Origin of the sequence: Epibacterium sp. MM17-32, assembly GCF_022348205.1 — a bacterium.
GTDB lineage: Bacteria > Pseudomonadota > Alphaproteobacteria > Rhodobacterales > Rhodobacteraceae > Epibacterium.
In genome coordinates, this window is record NZ_JAKRFC010000008.1 from 159,208 (window position 1) to 175,784 (window position 16,577).

The 16,577-nt window shown below is 58.3% G+C and carries 15 protein-coding genes; 3 read left to right on the top strand and 12 right to left on the bottom strand.

Features of this window, described 5'->3' with window-relative positions:
* Positions 1–200: 200 nt before the first annotated feature.
* The 3 genes from MHM88_RS14270 to MHM88_RS14280 are packed head-to-tail and all read left to right on the top strand — an operon-like array spanning position 201 to position 3,104.
* Positions 201–1,172 (top strand): ribonucleotide-diphosphate reductase subunit beta, encoded by a 972-nt coding sequence (locus MHM88_RS14270; protein ID WP_239366423.1) that lies wholly within the window; start codon positions 201–203, stop codon positions 1,170–1,172.
* Positions 1,169–2,851: a ribonucleoside-diphosphate reductase subunit alpha gene (locus MHM88_RS14275; RefSeq protein ID WP_239366426.1), complete on the top strand. Its 1,683-nt coding sequence runs from the start codon at positions 1,169–1,171 to the stop codon at positions 2,849–2,851. The genes MHM88_RS14270 and MHM88_RS14275 overlap by 4 nt, the downstream gene beginning before the upstream one ends.
* A gap of 4 nt (positions 2,852–2,855) precedes the next feature.
* On the top strand, positions 2,856–3,104 hold the full coding sequence (locus tag MHM88_RS14280) for a co-chaperone YbbN (RefSeq protein ID WP_239366429.1): 249 nt from the start codon (positions 2,856–2,858) through the stop codon (positions 3,102–3,104).
* 220 nt (positions 3,105–3,324) lie between these two features.
* Here the strand turns inward: MHM88_RS14280 and MHM88_RS14285 are convergent, their stop codons facing one another.
* The 12 genes from MHM88_RS14285 to MHM88_RS23205 all read right to left on the bottom strand — a co-directional run bounded on the left by MHM88_RS14285 (position 3,325) and on the right by MHM88_RS23205 (position 16,566).
* Positions 3,325–3,576 (bottom strand): hypothetical protein, encoded by a 252-nt coding sequence (locus MHM88_RS14285; RefSeq protein WP_239366431.1) that lies wholly within the window; start codon positions 3,574–3,576, stop codon positions 3,325–3,327.
* On the bottom strand, positions 3,549–3,887 hold the full coding sequence (locus MHM88_RS14290; protein ID WP_239366433.1) for a hypothetical protein: 339 nt from the start codon (positions 3,885–3,887) through the stop codon (positions 3,549–3,551). Before MHM88_RS14290 ends, MHM88_RS14285 begins: the two co-directional genes overlap by 28 nt.
* 11 nt (positions 3,888–3,898) lie before the next feature.
* Complete coding sequence (locus tag MHM88_RS14295) at positions 3,899–4,123, bottom strand: hypothetical protein (RefSeq protein ID WP_239366435.1); 225 nt, start codon at positions 4,121–4,123, stop codon at positions 3,899–3,901.
* Positions 4,124–4,125: 2 nt separating this feature from the next.
* Positions 4,126–4,656, bottom strand: coding sequence for a hypothetical protein (locus MHM88_RS14300; protein ID WP_239366437.1), 531 nt, complete (start codon positions 4,654–4,656; stop codon positions 4,126–4,128).
* Positions 4,656–4,976, bottom strand: coding sequence for a hypothetical protein (locus MHM88_RS14305; RefSeq protein WP_239366439.1), 321 nt, complete (start codon positions 4,974–4,976; stop codon positions 4,656–4,658). Before MHM88_RS14305 ends, MHM88_RS14300 begins: the two co-directional genes overlap by 1 nt.
* Before the next feature lie 29 nt (positions 4,977–5,005).
* Complete coding sequence (locus tag MHM88_RS14310; RefSeq protein WP_239366441.1) at positions 5,006–5,704, bottom strand: PhoH family protein; 699 nt, start codon at positions 5,702–5,704, stop codon at positions 5,006–5,008.
* Between the two features lie 70 nt (positions 5,705–5,774).
* Positions 5,775–5,960, bottom strand: a complete 186-nt coding sequence (locus MHM88_RS14315; RefSeq protein ID WP_239366443.1) for a hypothetical protein — start codon at positions 5,958–5,960, stop codon at positions 5,775–5,777.
* Between the two features lie 78 nt (positions 5,961–6,038).
* Positions 6,039–6,548 (bottom strand): DUF4376 domain-containing protein, encoded by a 510-nt coding sequence (locus MHM88_RS14320; RefSeq protein ID WP_239366445.1) that lies wholly within the window; start codon positions 6,546–6,548, stop codon positions 6,039–6,041.
* Complete coding sequence (locus tag MHM88_RS14325) at positions 6,548–10,096, bottom strand: hypothetical protein (protein ID WP_239366455.1); 3,549 nt, start codon at positions 10,094–10,096, stop codon at positions 6,548–6,550. Before MHM88_RS14325 ends, MHM88_RS14320 begins: the two co-directional genes overlap by 1 nt.
* A complete protein-coding gene (locus MHM88_RS14330) occupies positions 10,096–15,687 on the bottom strand; it encodes a phage tail protein (protein ID WP_239366457.1) in 5,592 nt (1,863 codons plus the stop codon). The genes MHM88_RS14325 and MHM88_RS14330 overlap by 1 nt, the downstream gene beginning before the upstream one ends.
* Positions 15,687–16,394, bottom strand: a complete 708-nt coding sequence (locus MHM88_RS14335; protein ID WP_239366459.1) for a hypothetical protein — start codon at positions 16,392–16,394, stop codon at positions 15,687–15,689. Before MHM88_RS14335 ends, MHM88_RS14330 begins: the two co-directional genes overlap by 1 nt.
* A complete protein-coding gene (locus MHM88_RS23205) occupies positions 16,336–16,566 on the bottom strand; it encodes a Mov34/MPN/PAD-1 family protein (RefSeq protein ID WP_370687495.1) in 231 nt (76 codons plus the stop codon). Before MHM88_RS23205 ends, MHM88_RS14335 begins: the two co-directional genes overlap by 59 nt.
* Between the last annotated feature and the right edge of the window lie 11 nt (positions 16,567–16,577).

Genomic DNA, 16,577 nt, shown 5'->3' on the forward strand with positions numbered 1-16,577 from the left:
ATCCGAGGCAAACACCTCTGTCCCCCAGAAGATCTTACGCCTCTGGACCACCGGCGTGCGGACCCACCTCATCGATGGGCAACCAGGGATAGTCGAGACATCATTTCGCCAAGTCAAGGATGACTTCGACTTATAGCTCTGCTAATCAGGAGGCCCAGCGACTTGTCGCCGGGCCTCTTTCACTTTGACCGGAGTAGAATATGCTGTTCACCGAACAGGTTTCGCGTAAGCCCAACTTGTACCCGTGGACCCAGCAGTTCATCGACGCGATCTGGGAGTCATTCTGGACCCCCAATGAGTTCAATTTCCGTTCCGACTATTCCCAGTTCCACACCGAGCTCACCGATGAGCAGCGTGAGGTGATTGTGCGAACCCTGTCGGCCATCGGGCAGATTGAGATCGCGGTGAAGACCTTCTGGGCCAATCTCGGCCGCAACCTGCCTCACCCTGGCCTGACTGACCTTGGTTTCGTCATGGCGCAGAACGAGGTGATCCACAATCAGGCCTATGAAAAGCTCCTCGACGTGCTGCATCTGCAAGACGTGTTCGAGAAGAACCTTCAGGAGGACGTCGTCGCCGCGCGCGTCAACTACCTCCGCAAATACATGGACAAGGTCTACGAGGACGACCGCAAGCAATACGTCTATGCGCTCATCCTGTTCACCCTCTTCGTCGAGAACGTGTCGCTGTTCAGCCAGTTCCTGATCGTGATGCACTTCAACCGGTTCCACAATGTGCTGAAGGACACCGCGCAGCAGGTCGAATACACGCGTAACGAAGAGCAGCTGCATGCCCAGGTCGGCGTCAAGATCATCAACACGCTGCGGGAAGAGTACCCTGAGCTGTTCGATGAGGCGCTGGAGGCCCGTGTCCGTGAAGAAGCCATGGAGGCGCTGACGGCCGAAGGCAATGTGATCGACTGGATCATGGGCGACTACCGCGAGCCGAACCTGAACCCCGAAATCCTCAAGGCCTACATCGCGAACCGGATCAATGGCTCGCTGGCCGACATCGGGTTCGACGTGACCGTACCGGTTGATGCCAGCCTGCTGCCCCCCACCCGCTGGATGGACGAGGAAGCCCTTGGCGGCAGCATCACCGACTTCTTCCAGAAACGCCCGGTCGACTACGGCAAGGGCACTCAATCCTTCGATGCAGGAGACCTCTTTTGACGCGCAAACCCTTCGCATGGGCCAACGAGCCCTCACGCCAGTTCCAGGGGCGAGGCTACCTGGAAGGCCAGACCACTGAAGAGCGCTTTTGGGACATCGCGATGAACGCCGAGCTGATCCTCGAGATCCCCGGCTTCGCCAAGAAGTTCTACGACTACGCCGGCCGTGGCTGGTACTCCCTGGCCAGCCCGGTGTTGTCCAACTTCGGCCGCCACGGCCTGCCGATCAGCTGCAACAACAGCTATATTCCCGACGAGATCGCGGGCATGATGACCAAGCTGGCCGAGATCGGCATGATGACCAAGAATGGTGCTGGCACCTCCGGCTTCTTCGGGGACATCCGCCCGCGTGGCTCCAAGATCGCCTCCGGCGGCAAGGCTGACGGCCCGGTTCACTTCATGAACCTGTTCGAGACCCAGATCGACATTGTCAGCCAGGCCAACATCCGCCGCGGCAACTTTGCGGCCTACCTTCCAGTGGAACACCCCGATATTGACGAGTTCCTCGAATGCCGCGAGGAAGGTTCTTCGATCCAGAAGCTCTCCCTCGGTATCACCGTGACTGATAAATGGTTGCAGGAGATGCGCGACGGTGACGCCGAGAAGCGCCGGGTCTGGGCTCGTGTGCAGCGAAAGCGTTTCGAGACGGGCTTCCCCTACATCGTCTTCCACGACACTGTGAACCGCAACGCGCCTGACGTCTATCGTGACAAGGGCATGGTCATCCGCGGCTCGAACCTTTGCAGTGAGATCGCCCTTGCCTCCGCTCTTGGTGAGAGCTTCGTCTGTGACCTCGGCTCCATGAACCTGCTCTACTACGACGAGTGGAAGGACACCGACGCTGTCGAGACCTACGTCTTCTTCTTGGACGCGGTGATGTCCGAGTACATCGAGAAGACCAAGGACATGCCGCACATGGAAGCTGCGCACCGTTTCGCTGTGAACCAACGTGCGATCGGTCTGGGCTCCCTCGGCTACCATTCGGCGCTGCAGGCGAAGATGATCCCGTTCGAGAGCATGGAAGCCAAGATGCTGAACGTGGAGATGCACCGGGCCATCTACGAGCAGGCGTATGCTGCGAGCCAGAAGCTGGCCGAGATCTATGGCGAGCCGCCGCTGTTGAAGGGCTACGGGCGCCGGAATGTCACCGTCTGTGCCATCGCTCCGACCACATCGTCCTCGTTCATCCTGGGTCAGGTGTCGCCGTCCATCGAGCCGCTCTACAGCAACTACTTCACGAAGAACCTGGCCAAGGGCAAGTTCACCTACCGGAACCCGTATCTGGACGAGCTGCTTCGGGAATACGCTGTTGTCTTTCATGTCAACGACCGTAACCGTCAGGGGATTTGGGTTGAGGATCAATGGGCTTCGATCCTGAAGCACGGCGGCTCCGTCCAACACCTGGACTACCTGACCGAACATGAGAAGGCGGTGTTCAAGACCTTCGGCGAGATCTCTCAGCTGGAGATCATCCAACAGGCTGCTGCCCGCCAGAAGTACCTGGACCAGATGCAGTCGATCAACCTGATGATCCATCCGAAGACCCCGATGAAGCAGGTGAACGAACTTGTCCTGACCGCGTGGGAGCTGGGCGTGAAGTCTCTCTACTACCAGCGTTCGACGAACCCGGCCCAGGAAATGGTCCGCAACATCATGACCTGCAGCTCGTGCGAGGCCTGACACAATGAAGCTCTTGAAATTCGAAGCCGAATGGTGTGGCCCGTGCAAGGCCTTGGACAAGGAACTGGACAAGCTCCGCGAAGAAGTGGAGCTGGTCCGGATCAACATCGAGGAGGACCACGGGGTGGCGCGGCTGCACAACATCCGTGCGGTACCCACCATGGTCCTCCTGAAGGATGACGTCGAGATCGGACGCCTGTCTGGACGTCATACCGCAGCGCAGATCGACAGGTTCATTCGTGACGCCGCGTGAGCTCCAGTCCCTCGCCCAGAAACAGAAGGGCGTGTATCTTGTTGTCCCTCGGAAGACACTTCCGAGGGGGAACAAGGTCCGACTGGCCGGCCGGCGGGGGCCGTACGGGCGGCTCTGCACCGTCAAGGAAGTCGAGGGAGGCTTCGAGGTCGTGGCCTGGTTCGACAGTCGAAATATCGTCGATTTCATAAACAAAGAGGGCCTCGTTTGAGGCCCTTTTTCATTGCAGCTGCAGGGTTCCTTCGTGGGTCGCGCTCCACTGTTGCGGTTCAGGTGGGTCGCTGTACCAAATCTTGAACTCCACCCCAGGCAGCTCCCGGTAGGTGCTGATCGCGGTGTTGGTAGCTGGGAAGTCAGGTGCTTCGTCGAGGAAGTGGTGCCACTGGGTCTCTTGGAAACCCAGGTCGTGAGGTGAAGCATGGGTCACTAGCATCTTCACTTCGGTTAGCTGCGCGCTTTCTTCTTCTGCCATCTCTCAGAAATCCATTTGCGAATGTGGCGGGGGGCCGGCATTTCGTACCAGAACCAGGTCCAGGCGATGAACGCCATGACATGCCATGGTTTGATCCCCTCGTGGACCACGACAGTCTCCACCGCCTCGGCCCGGACCCGGTTCTTGTCCGCCGTCTGATAGATCGACTGGGCTTGCGGTCGTACGAGGGTCTGCTCCCGTAGCTCAGTCATGCCCAGCGTTTGGGTGTTGGTCTTGCCCGCCTGCACATTGGCGAGGCCGAGTGCGGAGGGGAAACCTCCACACTCGACCAGGAAGAGACAGAGGAGCAAGGCCCGGAACATTACTGCCCCACGGCGCCCCGCAGGCCGATGCCGATCAGGCCGGCGTTGATCAAGGCGAAGGGAGACATACCCCCGGTCGCCGTCGTGACAGCCTCGACCCAGGTGGTGAGATTGTGGAGGGGTTCAGCTGCCAGGAACACCCCACAGCCCAAAGGCACCAGGGAGGCCAGCCAGGTCAGGCTCTTCGGTTTGAAATACTTCTTCTCGGTCAGGGTCAGGGTCATGGTCAGGCCTCGTTCTTGGAAATCTTGGCCCCGTTCGCGTTCAGCTTCGGCACGGGGCGCTGGTATTTGATCGGGTAGGAGGCGGGCCAGCGTGCAGCCAGCAGGCGGCTCCGGGCGATCCAGGTGTCATTGATCTCGTTGCTCTGGTTGCCGCCACGAACCCGAAGCAGTTTCCCGTCCTCACTCACACCAACCAGGAAGCCGACGTGACCGCCCTTGCCGCGGACGAAGGACACGACAGCACCGTAGACCAGGTTGCAGGGACGGCCGAACTGCGCCCAATTCCGGGCCCAATACGGGTTCGCCTTCAGCTTCGAGGGGAACACCTCCTGCGGCAGTGCCCGGCGGACAGCGGTCTCCACCGCGTCACCACACCAGGGGAGCTTCGATGGGTCACCAAGCAGGCGACCGTCAGATCGCAGCCACTCGGTCAGCACCTTGTTGTCGCGGGTTTCGTGAAGGCCCAACACCTGGTCGATCTCGGTCATCCAGGGAAGGGGGCGGGGGCGGGGTTTGAACCAGTTCCAGAACATCACTTATTCCCCTCGATCCGTTCGAGCCGAGTATCGATGCGCTCAAGGAGGCCCAGGATTGAGCCAAAGCGCTCATCGGCTCGGACCTGCTCTTTCTCAAGCTCAGTCACATCCTTCTCGATGGTGTTGATGTTGCGGCGGATCTCGACGATGTAGTCAGAGTTCGCCTGACTGCGGGCGTCCATCACGAAGAACATGCCCGTCGCGGTGACGAGGCCGAAGGCAATCGTGATGACGTTCCCGAACGAGAACCAGTTGTTATACTTGGGAGTTTGGACGGTCATGTTGAGCCTTGAAGGGAAGTCAATTTCAAGACTCAACTTATCTTCTGCAAGTGGACCACGGTGGTTTACTTGAGGTACCCCTGCACGATTTTTTGAGCCAGGGCGGACCGGGTTACGTCCTGGGGCAGGAACCGAACAGCGCCGGCCTCCGATAGGTCGCCGAAGCGCTCGAAGGCGTCCGTCAAGCCGCGAAAATGCGGCTCATCGACCTGGCTTTCGTCTCCAGCCAGGCAGACCTGAGCGCCTTCACCGATCCGGGTGAGGAACAGCTTCATCTGCGCCTCGGTCGTGTTCTGGCACTCGTCGAACAGCACGAAGCAGTTCTTGAAGGTCCAGCCCCGGAGGAAAGCCAACGGGGCGATCTGGATCTGGCCGCTCTTAATGAAGTACTCCACCGGCCCGGGGCCCAGGTGCTCTTCCAGGATCTCACGAACCGGCGCGAAATATGGTGCATACTTCTCACCCAAGTCGCCGGGCAAGTAGCCAGGGTCTTCCTCAGAGGTCACCATGGGGCGGGTCACGATAATCTTGTCGATGTGCCCGTCCTGGAACAGCTGGCAAGCATGTCGTGCAGCGCAGTAGGTCTTACCGGTACCCGCGGGACCAAGGGCGAAGTTCAACTGGTGATGTTCGAGGTTGGAAAGAAGCCGAGCCTGTCGCTCGTTGCGGGGCTTGAGAGGTGGCGGGGGAGTGTGTCGTTTTCGGGGAGGTGCCATCTCCTCCTGCTGATAATTGGGCTGGCGCTGGCGTTTCTTCTTACCCATTGGTTTCCCTATAAAAAATGGACCTGCAAGCCACGCTTGCAGGTCCATTCTGCTCGACAGATTTTCCGGGTCAGTCCTTGACTTCGACTTCTTCTTTCTCCGGTTCTGCCTTTTCCACCTCGAGCTCTGCGAGCTGCTCTTCGAGGTGTTTGATGTGGCCGGTGGCCTGAGACAGCTGCGCCTTTGCGGCGGCTGCTTCATTGAGAGCGTTGTTTCGCTGCTCGGTCAGGGCATCGATCAGGGCTTGGGGGTTCATTGCTGCTCCATAGGTTTCTTGCCTGTGGAGTCGTTTCTAATCGCGCCGAAGTCGCCGCGCAACGGCGACTTCGCGAAATCAAGGCCAATACTTGTCGTCTTCGAAGTCTTCAGGGATCAACTCCCTGTCCTTCAGCTGCCAGGAGGCGATCCGGACGGCCTCAACGAACCCGGCCCCTTTCTGATACAGCTCAACCATCTGCGTTGCGGTGAGCGTGTGGATGTTGTTGTCAGCATCGCGCCACACGAACTCCAGATCCTCACCAGCAAGCAGGCTGAGCTTCGCGGCAGTGCCTCGAGCTTCCAAGAACTTCTGGGTCGTCTCATCTCCCTGGATACGGATCGACCCGTAGTTCGTGATCTCGAACGAGGCCCCCTCCAAGGTACGCCGGTCGCGTTCGGCGTTGACCTCGGAGGGGTGAACCGGGGAGGGTGTATGAACCCACTGGTTTCCATCCCATTCATGGTCGGGCCCGGGTTTTACAGGAACCTCAATGGTCCCCTCCGGATAGTTCGCCAAGATCCAATCCGGGGGGTCGCCATTGGTTTGCCAGTAGCCTTGATCTGGGTGAAAGAAACCTTTCTCCATTACACGTTGTACTCCATCCAAAAGAAGAAACTGGTGTGGTAGGACCGGTACCAGTAGCCCGGGGGGACGACGGCGACACCGGTCTGTCGCCAGTTGCCGTTGCGGCCCGTAGTGCAGACCCCGGTCCAGTTGCTGTTGTTGGGTGAAATCTGGATCTGATCAGACTCCGTGTTACCCATCACCCCTGCAACCACAATAAGTATGGGGCGGTCGCGGGTGTTTTGGTACGACGTACCCCGGGTTCGTTGAGAGCTGGTTTTGCCAGCGGGGGTGGATTGTGGGCTAAAACTCAACGCTCTAATCGCCTCCCGAACCGTCAGGGGGGTCATGACCTGATCGTTGTTCGTCCCTGCCTGGGCCTGCGCTGCGGAGGCGATCCAGTTACCTTTGATATAGTTGGCGTAGACGCTGCCGTTGCCTTTGATCTGAAAAACCGAGTCGCTGCTGTTGGCGTTATCCCCAATATCTACTGACGAACCGTTGCTGTCCCCCCGGACCTCCAGCAGCACGTCACTCGAATCCCCGTCCCCTGCGATAATCACTACGGGGGTATCCGGCCCGTAATCGACCCTACGAAGAGCTTTCAACGCAGGCTTGTTGGCCGTGTGTTGAATAGTCAATTTGCCGGAGGCGCTATCATCGGCATTCGAGCGAAGATAGCGACCGTCTGCCTGCCCCTTGGTGTAGTAGCGGCCGTCGTGCGTATGGCTGTCGTTATTGACGGAAGCCGACAAGGTAATGTTCGACGACCCATCGAAGTTGACGTTACCAGACAGATCTCCGGTCAGTTTCAAGTTGCGAGGATGGGTCCATTTATCCGCGTTTGGATGGTAGCCATTGTGGAAAACCTTATCCCCGCCGATCCTAATCTCACTACCAGAGATTGTCGTCGTTTGTTCCTTCCAACCCGAGCCAAAGTTCGACACGCTCGGGGTGTGCACGGAGATGCCCTGTTCGGCGTTCAAGTAGACGTATTCCCCCGTCTGCCCTGAGAACTTACCGTGGGCCTCACCGGCACTCAGGACCAGCTCCTGCCCAGTGCGGCACTTTATCTGATCTGCGATGATCACATTGTCGACGGTGTGGTTGCCAGTAACCGTCAGGTTGCCCGACATCGTGTCAGATGTGTTCGAGCGGAGGAACTCGGAGGCGTGCCGGCCGTCGAGCTTGTCGGCGTCGAGCCCAGATCCCGAGCCGTCGTTGCTCTCGTCCCAAACCTTGGAGCCGTAGACATTAAGGTGGGCGCCGGTGTTGTTCACGTCGATCTGCAGCGGGTAGGGCGAGGAGTAGTTCCCGTCACTGTTCCCATCACCAAGGAGGTAAAAGGAGCTGCCGTTAATTCCAAGGAAGGCATTGGCCCCATCGTTCTGGGCGAAATAGATCGAGGGGGCGTCCCCTGTCAGGCGGAACCGGTTTTCGTCCCAGGAGCCAGCATCTACTTGGATCCCCCCGGAGAAGGTAATCCGGTGAGAAGCTGTGTCGGTGGTGTTTGAGCGCAGGAAGCTAGAGGCGTGATGACCATCCAGCTTGTCCGCGTCGAGGCCAGAGCCGGAGCCGTCATTTGCTCCGTGCCATACGACACCCCCTCCGACTTTCACAGTCCCACCAGGGTTGAATACTAGGTCGCCCGCTGGCTTAAGATCCAAGTTACCCGCCAGGGTGCCGATAATACCGGTGCCGGAGTTGAAGATCTCATTGTCGTCCATCGACCAACCTGTGGACGCGTCACCGATCCGGAACCAACCATTGTTCCAGTTGCTGCCCCCGATAGCCCCACCGTCAGTATTAATCGTGAGGGTACTGGTCATGGTTTGGGAGCTATCGTTCCGCACGAACTGGGAAGCCTGGATCCCGTCCAGCTTATCTGCGTCGAGGCCCGAGCCGGAGCCGTCGTTACCGTCGTGCCAAATTTTACGCCAAGACTTCCATTCCCCGACGCCACCGGTGTTAGGGGAATTTCCCCCACGGAAACGGATGTTGTTCTTGTGGTCGATAACTAGTTGCCACCCCACATCCGAGTTGTTGTCTCGGATTGCGAGCATGACGCCGTAGTCCACCTCGTTCGGAATATTCGTGGAGTTTTCCCCAACACCATAGACTCCCCACACCTTGGTGTCTGCATCAATGTCGTCACGGTTCCAGCGGGTTAGGAAACGCTCCGCCTGCAACCCATCCAACTTGTCGGCGTTCAGACCCGATCCCGCTCCGTCATTCCCTGAGTGCCACATCGTGTTGCCGTTCAGGATGAGCTCGCCTCGGACATCAATGCCGCTGTCGTTGATGATGAGACGGGTCTCATTGTTCGTGCGGATTTGAACCCCAGCAGTGCTGTCGGTGATCCGGATCGAGTTGCCTCGGCCCGCGTTCTTCAGCTCGTAGTCCCCAGCGGAATAGTTGATCAGCTGGAGCGCGCTGCCGTTGCCTTCAACCGAGAGCATCACCTTCGCGGATCCAGCCGCCGCGGTATCGAGGATCCGGCCCTTCTGCATCTGCACTTGGCCAATGGAGGTCACAGCAGCGTTCACAGTCAGCGCGCCAGAGAATGTCTCGGGCTGATCCTTCCGGGCGTAGTTGGCCAGGTTGGTCGGCGCTGGGATGTCAGCTGTATAAGCAACCTCTTTACCGCCGGGGGTCGAACCGTCATGGACGACCAAGCGGCCATCGGTGTTCTGGTAGACCAGCTCCGCAGCCAGTCCGGTCAGGGTGTCGTTGTCTGTCGCGGTCTCAGAACGGATCTGAAGCCGGTTCGCACCATCGAACATATGTCCGTGAGCCGAAGGGGAGAAGGTGTCGGGCTTGTCAACAATCTCCCCCCAAGTCGGAACGTGGCCCTCGTGGAAGACACGACGCATCGTGCCGTTGTTGTCTTCCATCGTCCAGTCGTTGACGCTGTCGCTCCACTGAAGCGTGCGAAAGGTGCTCGAATTGTTGTCCCAGAAAAGGATGCTGCTATTACCGAGTGATCCGGCGCCAACCTCGAGGGTGCTCTTCGCTTTAAGGGTGCCAGAGGTCTCCACCTGGTTGAAAACCACGTTGTCGGTGGTCCGCAGGTTCTGGTCCACCGACTTCCCTGCCACAGTTTGAGCGTTTCCAGCCCTCGTGGCGTAAGCCACCGTCAGCGTGGAGAGGGTGGTGTCGTCTGCGGCCTTCAGGTCAACGTTGTCCCCGTTGTTTTCGAGGCGGAAGCCGTACCGGCCGTCAGCTTCCGTTTCGGTATAATAACGGTCGTCGTGATTGTGCGCCGACGGGGTGAACGTGGCGGGCTTGTTCGTGAAGTTGTTCCAATTCAGGTAGTAGGCGCCGTGCTGTCCATCCAGCTTGTCGACGTCAATCCCGTAGAGATCGGCCAAGGGATCCCAGTCATCGGAAGCGTTTCGTTTCTCCCAACTCTTTGTGACCGGATTCCAGCGGATGGTACCCTCGAGAATGTTCGTGGCCGTGGAATGTTCCGGGTTGAACATCGTCGCGAGGTCGAAGTCCCGATCCTTCAAGATGTTGAGAAGGTCGGTGTAATTTGTCGTTAGGACGGGGTTTGTCCAATCTGCCATTAGTAGCCTCGTACTGCCCAGCTGAAGTCGCCGCTGACCCTGTTGCCGTTTTTATCAAAGAGATAGACAGTAAAGCCAGTGGGATTTTGAGTATCCTCGAAGTCGTACACTGGAATAACCGGAGTGGTTGTGTTTGGTGTGACTGTAATGGAGGCCACGTCGACAAATTCCACGTTGAAGTTGACTTGAGTGCCATTTGTGTCGGTCGCGTTTGCGACCCCCGATCCTGCGTCATTGCGGATCTTCACATTCAGACGCATATCGATACGGCTCACTTCTACCAGGTCGTGCCTGCTGTCGGCCGCGAGCCGGAGGGTGAACCGGACGTAACGGAAGTTCTGCGCGTAGATGCGGTTCTGGTTTTCCCGCTTCGTCCATGGATCGGTTTCTTTTTCCCGATACTCAATGTCGACAGCGATTTCACCGTCTCCAGCCAGTGCTTTGGCGGTTGGGGTCACCGTGATAATCGACGCTTTGAGCACCCCACCAGTGTCGAACTCCTCCTGGTAGGTGGCCAGTGTCAGGTGGTCGACCGGCTGGATGAAGATCGGGTAGCCGGCGTCGACTTGCTGTTGCGGGGTGTCGAACCCATAGTCTTGGAAGTGGTCATCGACGGTCTTGGTCTCGTCGATCCCGAAAAGGAGCCCGTTCGGTCCCATGATGACCTGGTTCATAGTCCCCGAGAAGTCCGAGGTCATGGCGGTCTGCAGCACGAAGTCCGGGGGCTCGTTTACCACAGTGGTGATCGCGGCCGGCGTGCCCCAGTTTCCCGCGCTGTCGATGTTCGTCAGCCAGTACTTGTAGGATCCCGAGTTGAACTCGAAGAATGTCGCGAAGTTCGCATCCATCTGTTGCATCACTTCCGCGGTCTCGTATGTTTCCCCCTTGCGGATTTCGGTCGCCACAACCGGGAGGGTGCCTGAACCATTGGACCAGCGCAGGAGCACGTTGTTGTCAATGACTTCCGAGCGCGGCGACGGTGCTGAGGGGGCAACGATGTCGACCTCAGCGATCTGGGCCGGGCTGGGGTTGCCGGCAGTGTCATATGCAACAATCCAGAAAACTTCGGTCCCTACCCAATCAGCCGGGAAGCTGTGGGCGTTGCCGGTGAGCCGAGCGATGCTGGAAGAGGTTGCGAACACCTCCCCACGCCGCAGCTCGTAATAAGAGATCGGCAGCGTGGCATTCGGAGTGTCCCAGTTGAAATCGGCCAATGTGTCTTTGATACGGGCAGCAAAATTGAAGGCCTCAGGGGCTTCCACCCTCAACTGAGCCTCGCCGGTGCCGCCCCGGTTTCCCGCCTCATCGATAGGGGTCGTATAATAGAGCGTCGTCCCAAGGAATTTGGCCGGGAAGGTCGTGGCCGAGCCTGAAGCCTTCTGGAACAACCGGCGCTCGGTGAGCAGTTCAACCTCCCAGATGCCGATGTCCTTACCGGCCTCCGCCCAGACGCCAATGTAGTTGTCGATGGTGCCCTTCGAGCCCGGCGCCGACAGGGTGTAGTCGAACTCGTACCAGGTGGGGGTGGCATCGACTGTGAAGACATTCTGTCCTGCGCTGCCCGCCTCGTTGGTCGAGTACGTGATGATCAGCTGCTCGCCAGGGTTTGCCCCTGAGGACGCGGCCTTCACCCGTACGGTTATCTTCTCACCGTACCATTGTTTGGTCAGCTTAGCCGGGAGCGTGAGCTTGAACCCGGTGGTGTCCCCAGTGGTGTCCATGCTCGGGGTGGCCGTGGTGGAGAGGACCAGATGGTCGACATTCAACACCACAGAGGTGATGTCCTCTCCGGCCTCCCCAATTTGAGGGTCGAAGGTGTCTGTGTGCCAGTGGAGTTGGCTCTCCAGCTCCACATGGTTGATGAGCAACTCCGTTGCCGCGTCCGACCAGGAGAGGTGGACGTTCTGGTCGACAATGTCCGCCAGGACTTCTGGGACGCCCGGGGGGTCGATGGTCTCGATAACCGAGGTCGGTGCGCTCACGTTCCCTGCTGTGTCGACCGCAACCACGTAGAAGGTCTTGGATCCGTTCCAAGTCACTGGTACCGAGAACGTCTCAGCGTTGATCCGACCAAGTTCTCTGGCAGTCTCGAAGCTCGAACCTTCGTAGATGCGGTACTGTCGGATCGGAAGACTTTCCTTGTTTCCCGTCCAGGTGAGTTTGAGTTGAGAGCGGGAAACTTCAGACTGAAGGCCAGTAACGACCGGCGCCACCACGTTGACATAAGTCGACGCTACCTGGCCGGCGTTCCCCGCCGTGTCGACGGCATAGACCTCGAAGTCGCGATTGCCGATCCACTCCACATTGCCTGAGTAGATGTTGCCGGGGGAGGCTTCCTCGAGGATCGTGTTTGCCGTGACATCCTTCACCACGTAGTGGCTGATCGGCAGTGTGGACGTCGGGACGTTCCATTGCAGATAGTAAGTCGTCTCTGCAATGAAAGCGGCCATATCCGGTGCCGCAGGAGCCACGATGTTTCCGCTGATGGTTTTGACCGGGGACTCCTGACCCGCGCGGTTGACCACGGAAACCTCGAAGGTCTTCGTGCCGATCCAATCGGCGCGGCCGGTGAAGCGAGAGGATTTCCCTCGGAATATCTCGTTTCCGTTCCGACGGACGATGTATTCCGAAACCGGAACTTCATCGTTCTGATCCGGCGTAATGTTCAACACGTAGCGCGAGCGGTCGAAGCTGATGGTCACAGTGGGGGTGCTCGGGGCCGGCACAACGTACTCCAGCTCCGCGGCGGTCTTGCTCTGGTTCTTGGAGGTGTCCACAGCTTTCACGAAATAGACTGCGGGAGAGAGGCGAATGTTTCGGTCCACGAACTCATTGGTTGTGGTTTGGCCGATGTACTTCGCGGTCGACCAAGTGTCGCCGACCTTGCCAAGTTTTACGCTGTAGTGGGATAGATCCACATCTTCCACATCGTCGAAGCTCAAACGTACGTCAGGCCCGATCTGTGTCGCACTAAGGCCAGTCACGTCAGAAGGTCGCTCAGTCTTGCCCACGACGGTGTGGGTGAAACGGATCGGGTTCCGGCTGCGTCGACCAAGGGGGTTCACCGCCAGGACGTAGATCTGGTAGGTCGCGCCATCTGGTACGTTGTCGATGAACGCATCGCGACCGCGAACGCTGAACGACTGGTAGCGGGGTTCAACCCCTTTGCGGCGGTAGAAGACCAGAAATTCGTCAACGAAGGAACTCGGATTGTGCTCCCACTCGAGGTAGATCCGAGAAACGATCTTCCCATCCTTGGTCTTGTAAAGGTGGTCCGTGCCACTCTCCACTTTAGTCACGACCGGGGAGTCGGGGAACTTGGCCCAGTTGCTCTCGTAGTTGACCGTGCCGGAGGAGGCCATGTTGTCGGCGTCAGCATATTTGTTGACGTTCTGCTCCAGCGCCGTGATCGTGAGCAGCTCCGGGTTTTCTGCGTCCTCTTGAATGCTCAAGATCCGGAACGGTTTGGTCAGACCAACCTGCTGAGCGGAGATCGCGAATTGCGCAAACTCCGGAGCATCCGAAGGCCAGAAACCACTCTTGATTGTGAGATTACGGGCAGCGGGCTGGCTCGCGCGTACGACCAAGTCATGAACCCCCGAAGGAGTTTGGACTTGGAGGTCCAGATCCTTATTGGTGGGTAGGAACAAAGTGTCCCGCAGATGAATGGTATTCCCTGAACAGCTTTTCACACGACCGCTAACGCCCCAGTTCATCTGAGGATCAACGATCCCGATCAGGTCAAAAAGCTCGAGGCCGAGACCCATTCGTGCCGTTTGGAAAGAGACCGTGGTCGTCTCGGTGTTTGCCTGAAGCAGCCGGCGGAACGCACGGCGCTGAGCCTCGTAGACGTCATTGCACCCCAAGGCCACCATCTCGTCGGGGATACGCCCGTTGGTGTCGATCAGCGTCTTGTCGAAGACCTGGCGAACGTCCTCTTCAAAGTCCAGGGTCGGGTTGATGAACTTGACCGAGATGTCGTTCGGCCGCTGGGTCATGTCCGAGAAGGAGTATTGAAACCCTTCCGAGGTGACACTCTCCGGGCCAAAGATCTGCACCGGGATGCCAGGCTTGTCGATCTTCAAGCTGACCGTACCGTTCAAGTCGGTGACCGGGATGGCGCCGAAGATGCCCGCGATCTGGAACATCATCTCAATTGCGTTGCGGGGCTGCTCGATCTTGTCGTTGTAGGTGAACCGCGGCTGGTATCCCCCGCCTGGGCGAGGCACCAGTTCATCACACCACTTGGCCGCGTCATAAAACGAGTATCGGTCCACCCGCAGATGGGGATAGTACCGCTTGAGACCATAGGTCTCGTTGGTCATCAGGTCATAGAGACACCATGCCGGGTTGTCAGTGTGGGCCAGCTTGAAGGTGCCGTCCCAAGGTCCGGAGCAATACCGGGTGATCGGATCGTAGTTCGACGGGACGCGGACCAGCTTGCAGCCGTAGACCCCCGAAAAACGCGGGATCCCTGCAAATTGGTCCGAGGCTTGTCCAAGCCCTCGTGCCACCGCCAAGTTGTCGTAGCTGCGGTTTTCCTGGGTCACCGCTTGGTAGCTTTCCCATGTCATGACGACCGTGGTTTGCGGTTCGTTATCTGGGCTCAGCTTCTCGACCTGGATCTCCCAGTCGACATCCTTTTTGGGAACCCCTTTCACGAACTCCTTCACATACCCACTGGTGGTCTTGCCCCGAAGCTCGATGATGGATGCCGAGCGCACTTGGAGCCTGAGTGTGGAGTTCCCCTCGGGGGAGTTCACATGGAACGTTTCCGTCCGGTGTTCAGAGAGGTTTGCCGTTTTGGCCGGGTCGGGGACATAGGTGTACTGGTCGTTCGACGTGTTGAGGTACAGAGTACCATATGTGCCAACCTTGCTTTGGTTGTAACCACTCTTGGAGGTGTCTGCTGAGCCCCCTGCAATACTGAAGTTCGAGTGACCCAAGGGGTGTTTGCTGCTCAGCTTTCCCTTTCGGCTGATGTCGGCCGTCTTTTCAACTGTGACGGTCGTATATCCCTCGTCGCGACCCGGGCGCCGCTTCCTATACTGGTAGGAACTGGTCAGCTCAGCTTTCAGAACTTGATCTTCCCCAAAGAAGTTCTGCCACTCCAGGGCGCCGGCCTCGCGATACAGGAGCCGGAAACGAGCAGTCTCCTCCAGCTGATCACCTTGGTCATTGGAGGCCACCAAGGTGTTGAAATTTATGCGAACCTCGAGACGGTCGATCTCGCCACGCAGTGACTGAGGTGTCACACGGGTTACGGGGGTGTATTGAGCCAGCCGCACCCCCACCTGGAAGTTTGAGACCACTCCCCCAAGAGCGTTTCTTACGTCGGAGGCATTCTCGTCCCCGTGATAGAGGTGCAGCTCGAAGGGGTTGAAGTTGTTGTCGTCGGACTGGGAGACGAGGGGGGTGTCATCCAGGTAGAAGCTCTTCGGCCCATCAATCAAGCCCGCGATCGGGCCCTCACAAAGGCCCAGCGTGAACTCAACGATGTCCTTCGAAATCAGCGTGTCTGGTGTGATGATCGGGGTGTGGCCTCCACCGCCGCCACCGCCAGAGCCAGAGAGGTGAACAGGTTTATTCATCAGTTTTTCCACCCAGAAGTAGGGATGTTTGTCGGAGAAAGAGTTGCGCTGTCGAAGATCGGGTTGACGGGGACGAACGTCACAGGGGTTTTGTCGTGCTCCACGTAGACACTCTCTCCAACCAGAGAGGGGGTGCCGTCCTCCTCGTCCTCACCAGCCCACTCCATGGCGTCGACATCGAAGGAGAGGTAATGACCAGCCAGGCGGTTGTTGCCGTAGGCGAGGGGAATGCGGGTGCCGATCTTCACGGTATTGCCGGAAGCGTTCAGGTATTTGGAGGTCTCGCTTTCCTCGTACCCTTGAGGGGTTGGCATCATCATCTGAAGGAGACCCCCCAGGACCATCATTCCCCCCGCGAGGCCCAGCTGTGTCGCAAACGCCTGGGACATCCCGAGAAAGGCGGGGTTCCAAACTGCCAGGGCGACGAGCACGACCCCGAGGACGATCTGTAGCAATCCACCCCGCTTCGCACCCCCAGTGCGGGGGTAGACGTGGATTTCCTCCATGTCCGTTTCGGAGAAGAGGGAGATCTCATTGTCGACTTCACGGACCGTGACCGGCCAGGGCATCCCCGATGCCGGCCGAAGCTCTTCTATCGTTTCAAGCGAGCGCAGGGCTTCGGCAACGGTAGCCGCTTCGACTACGATTTCATGGGGATACTTCTCGGCCAGATGGCCGTGCAGGATGATCTTTTTCTTCGTCGACAAGATGCACCAAACCTTCACAAGTCACATAGCATCTTACTTCGTCGTTTGAAATAATGAAATGGGTTTGATTTGGCCACGACTGGAAAAACCTATAGTCGTCCAAAGACAAGTTCGCGGTTCCATTTGGGTGACTGTGCCAGGTGCCAACCACTCCTTCGAGATCCTCCAGCATGAACTCGAAGC

Coding starts and splice junctions, on each gene's coding strand:
- MHM88_RS14325 (WP_239366455.1), bottom strand. CDS start 10,096: ATGGCAGATTGGACAAACCCCGTCCTAACGACAAATTACACCGACCTT.
- MHM88_RS14295 (WP_239366435.1), bottom strand. CDS start 4,123: ATGACCCTGACCCTGACCGAGAAGAAGTATTTCAAACCGAAGAGCCTG.
- MHM88_RS14270 (WP_239366423.1), top strand. CDS start 201: ATGCTGTTCACCGAACAGGTTTCGCGTAAGCCCAACTTGTACCCGTGG.
- MHM88_RS14300 (WP_239366437.1), bottom strand. CDS start 4,656: ATGTTCTGGAACTGGTTCAAACCCCGCCCCCGCCCCCTTCCCTGGATG.
- MHM88_RS14315 (WP_239366443.1), bottom strand. CDS start 5,960: ATGAACCCCCAAGCCCTGATCGATGCCCTGACCGAGCAGCGAAACAAC.
- MHM88_RS14280 (WP_239366429.1), top strand. CDS start 2,856: ATGAAGCTCTTGAAATTCGAAGCCGAATGGTGTGGCCCGTGCAAGGCC.
- MHM88_RS14330 (WP_239366457.1), bottom strand. CDS start 15,687: ATGAATAAACCTGTTCACCTCTCTGGCTCTGGCGGTGGCGGCGGTGGA.
- MHM88_RS14310 (WP_239366441.1), bottom strand. CDS start 5,704: ATGGGTAAGAAGAAACGCCAGCGCCAGCCCAATTATCAGCAGGAGGAG.
- MHM88_RS14320 (WP_239366445.1), bottom strand. CDS start 6,548: ATGGAGAAAGGTTTCTTTCACCCAGATCAAGGCTACTGGCAAACCAAT.
- MHM88_RS23205 (WP_370687495.1), bottom strand. CDS start 16,566: ATGCTGGAGGATCTCGAAGGAGTGGTTGGCACCTGGCACAGTCACCCA.
- MHM88_RS14285 (WP_239366431.1), bottom strand. CDS start 3,576: ATGGCAGAAGAAGAAAGCGCGCAGCTAACCGAAGTGAAGATGCTAGTG.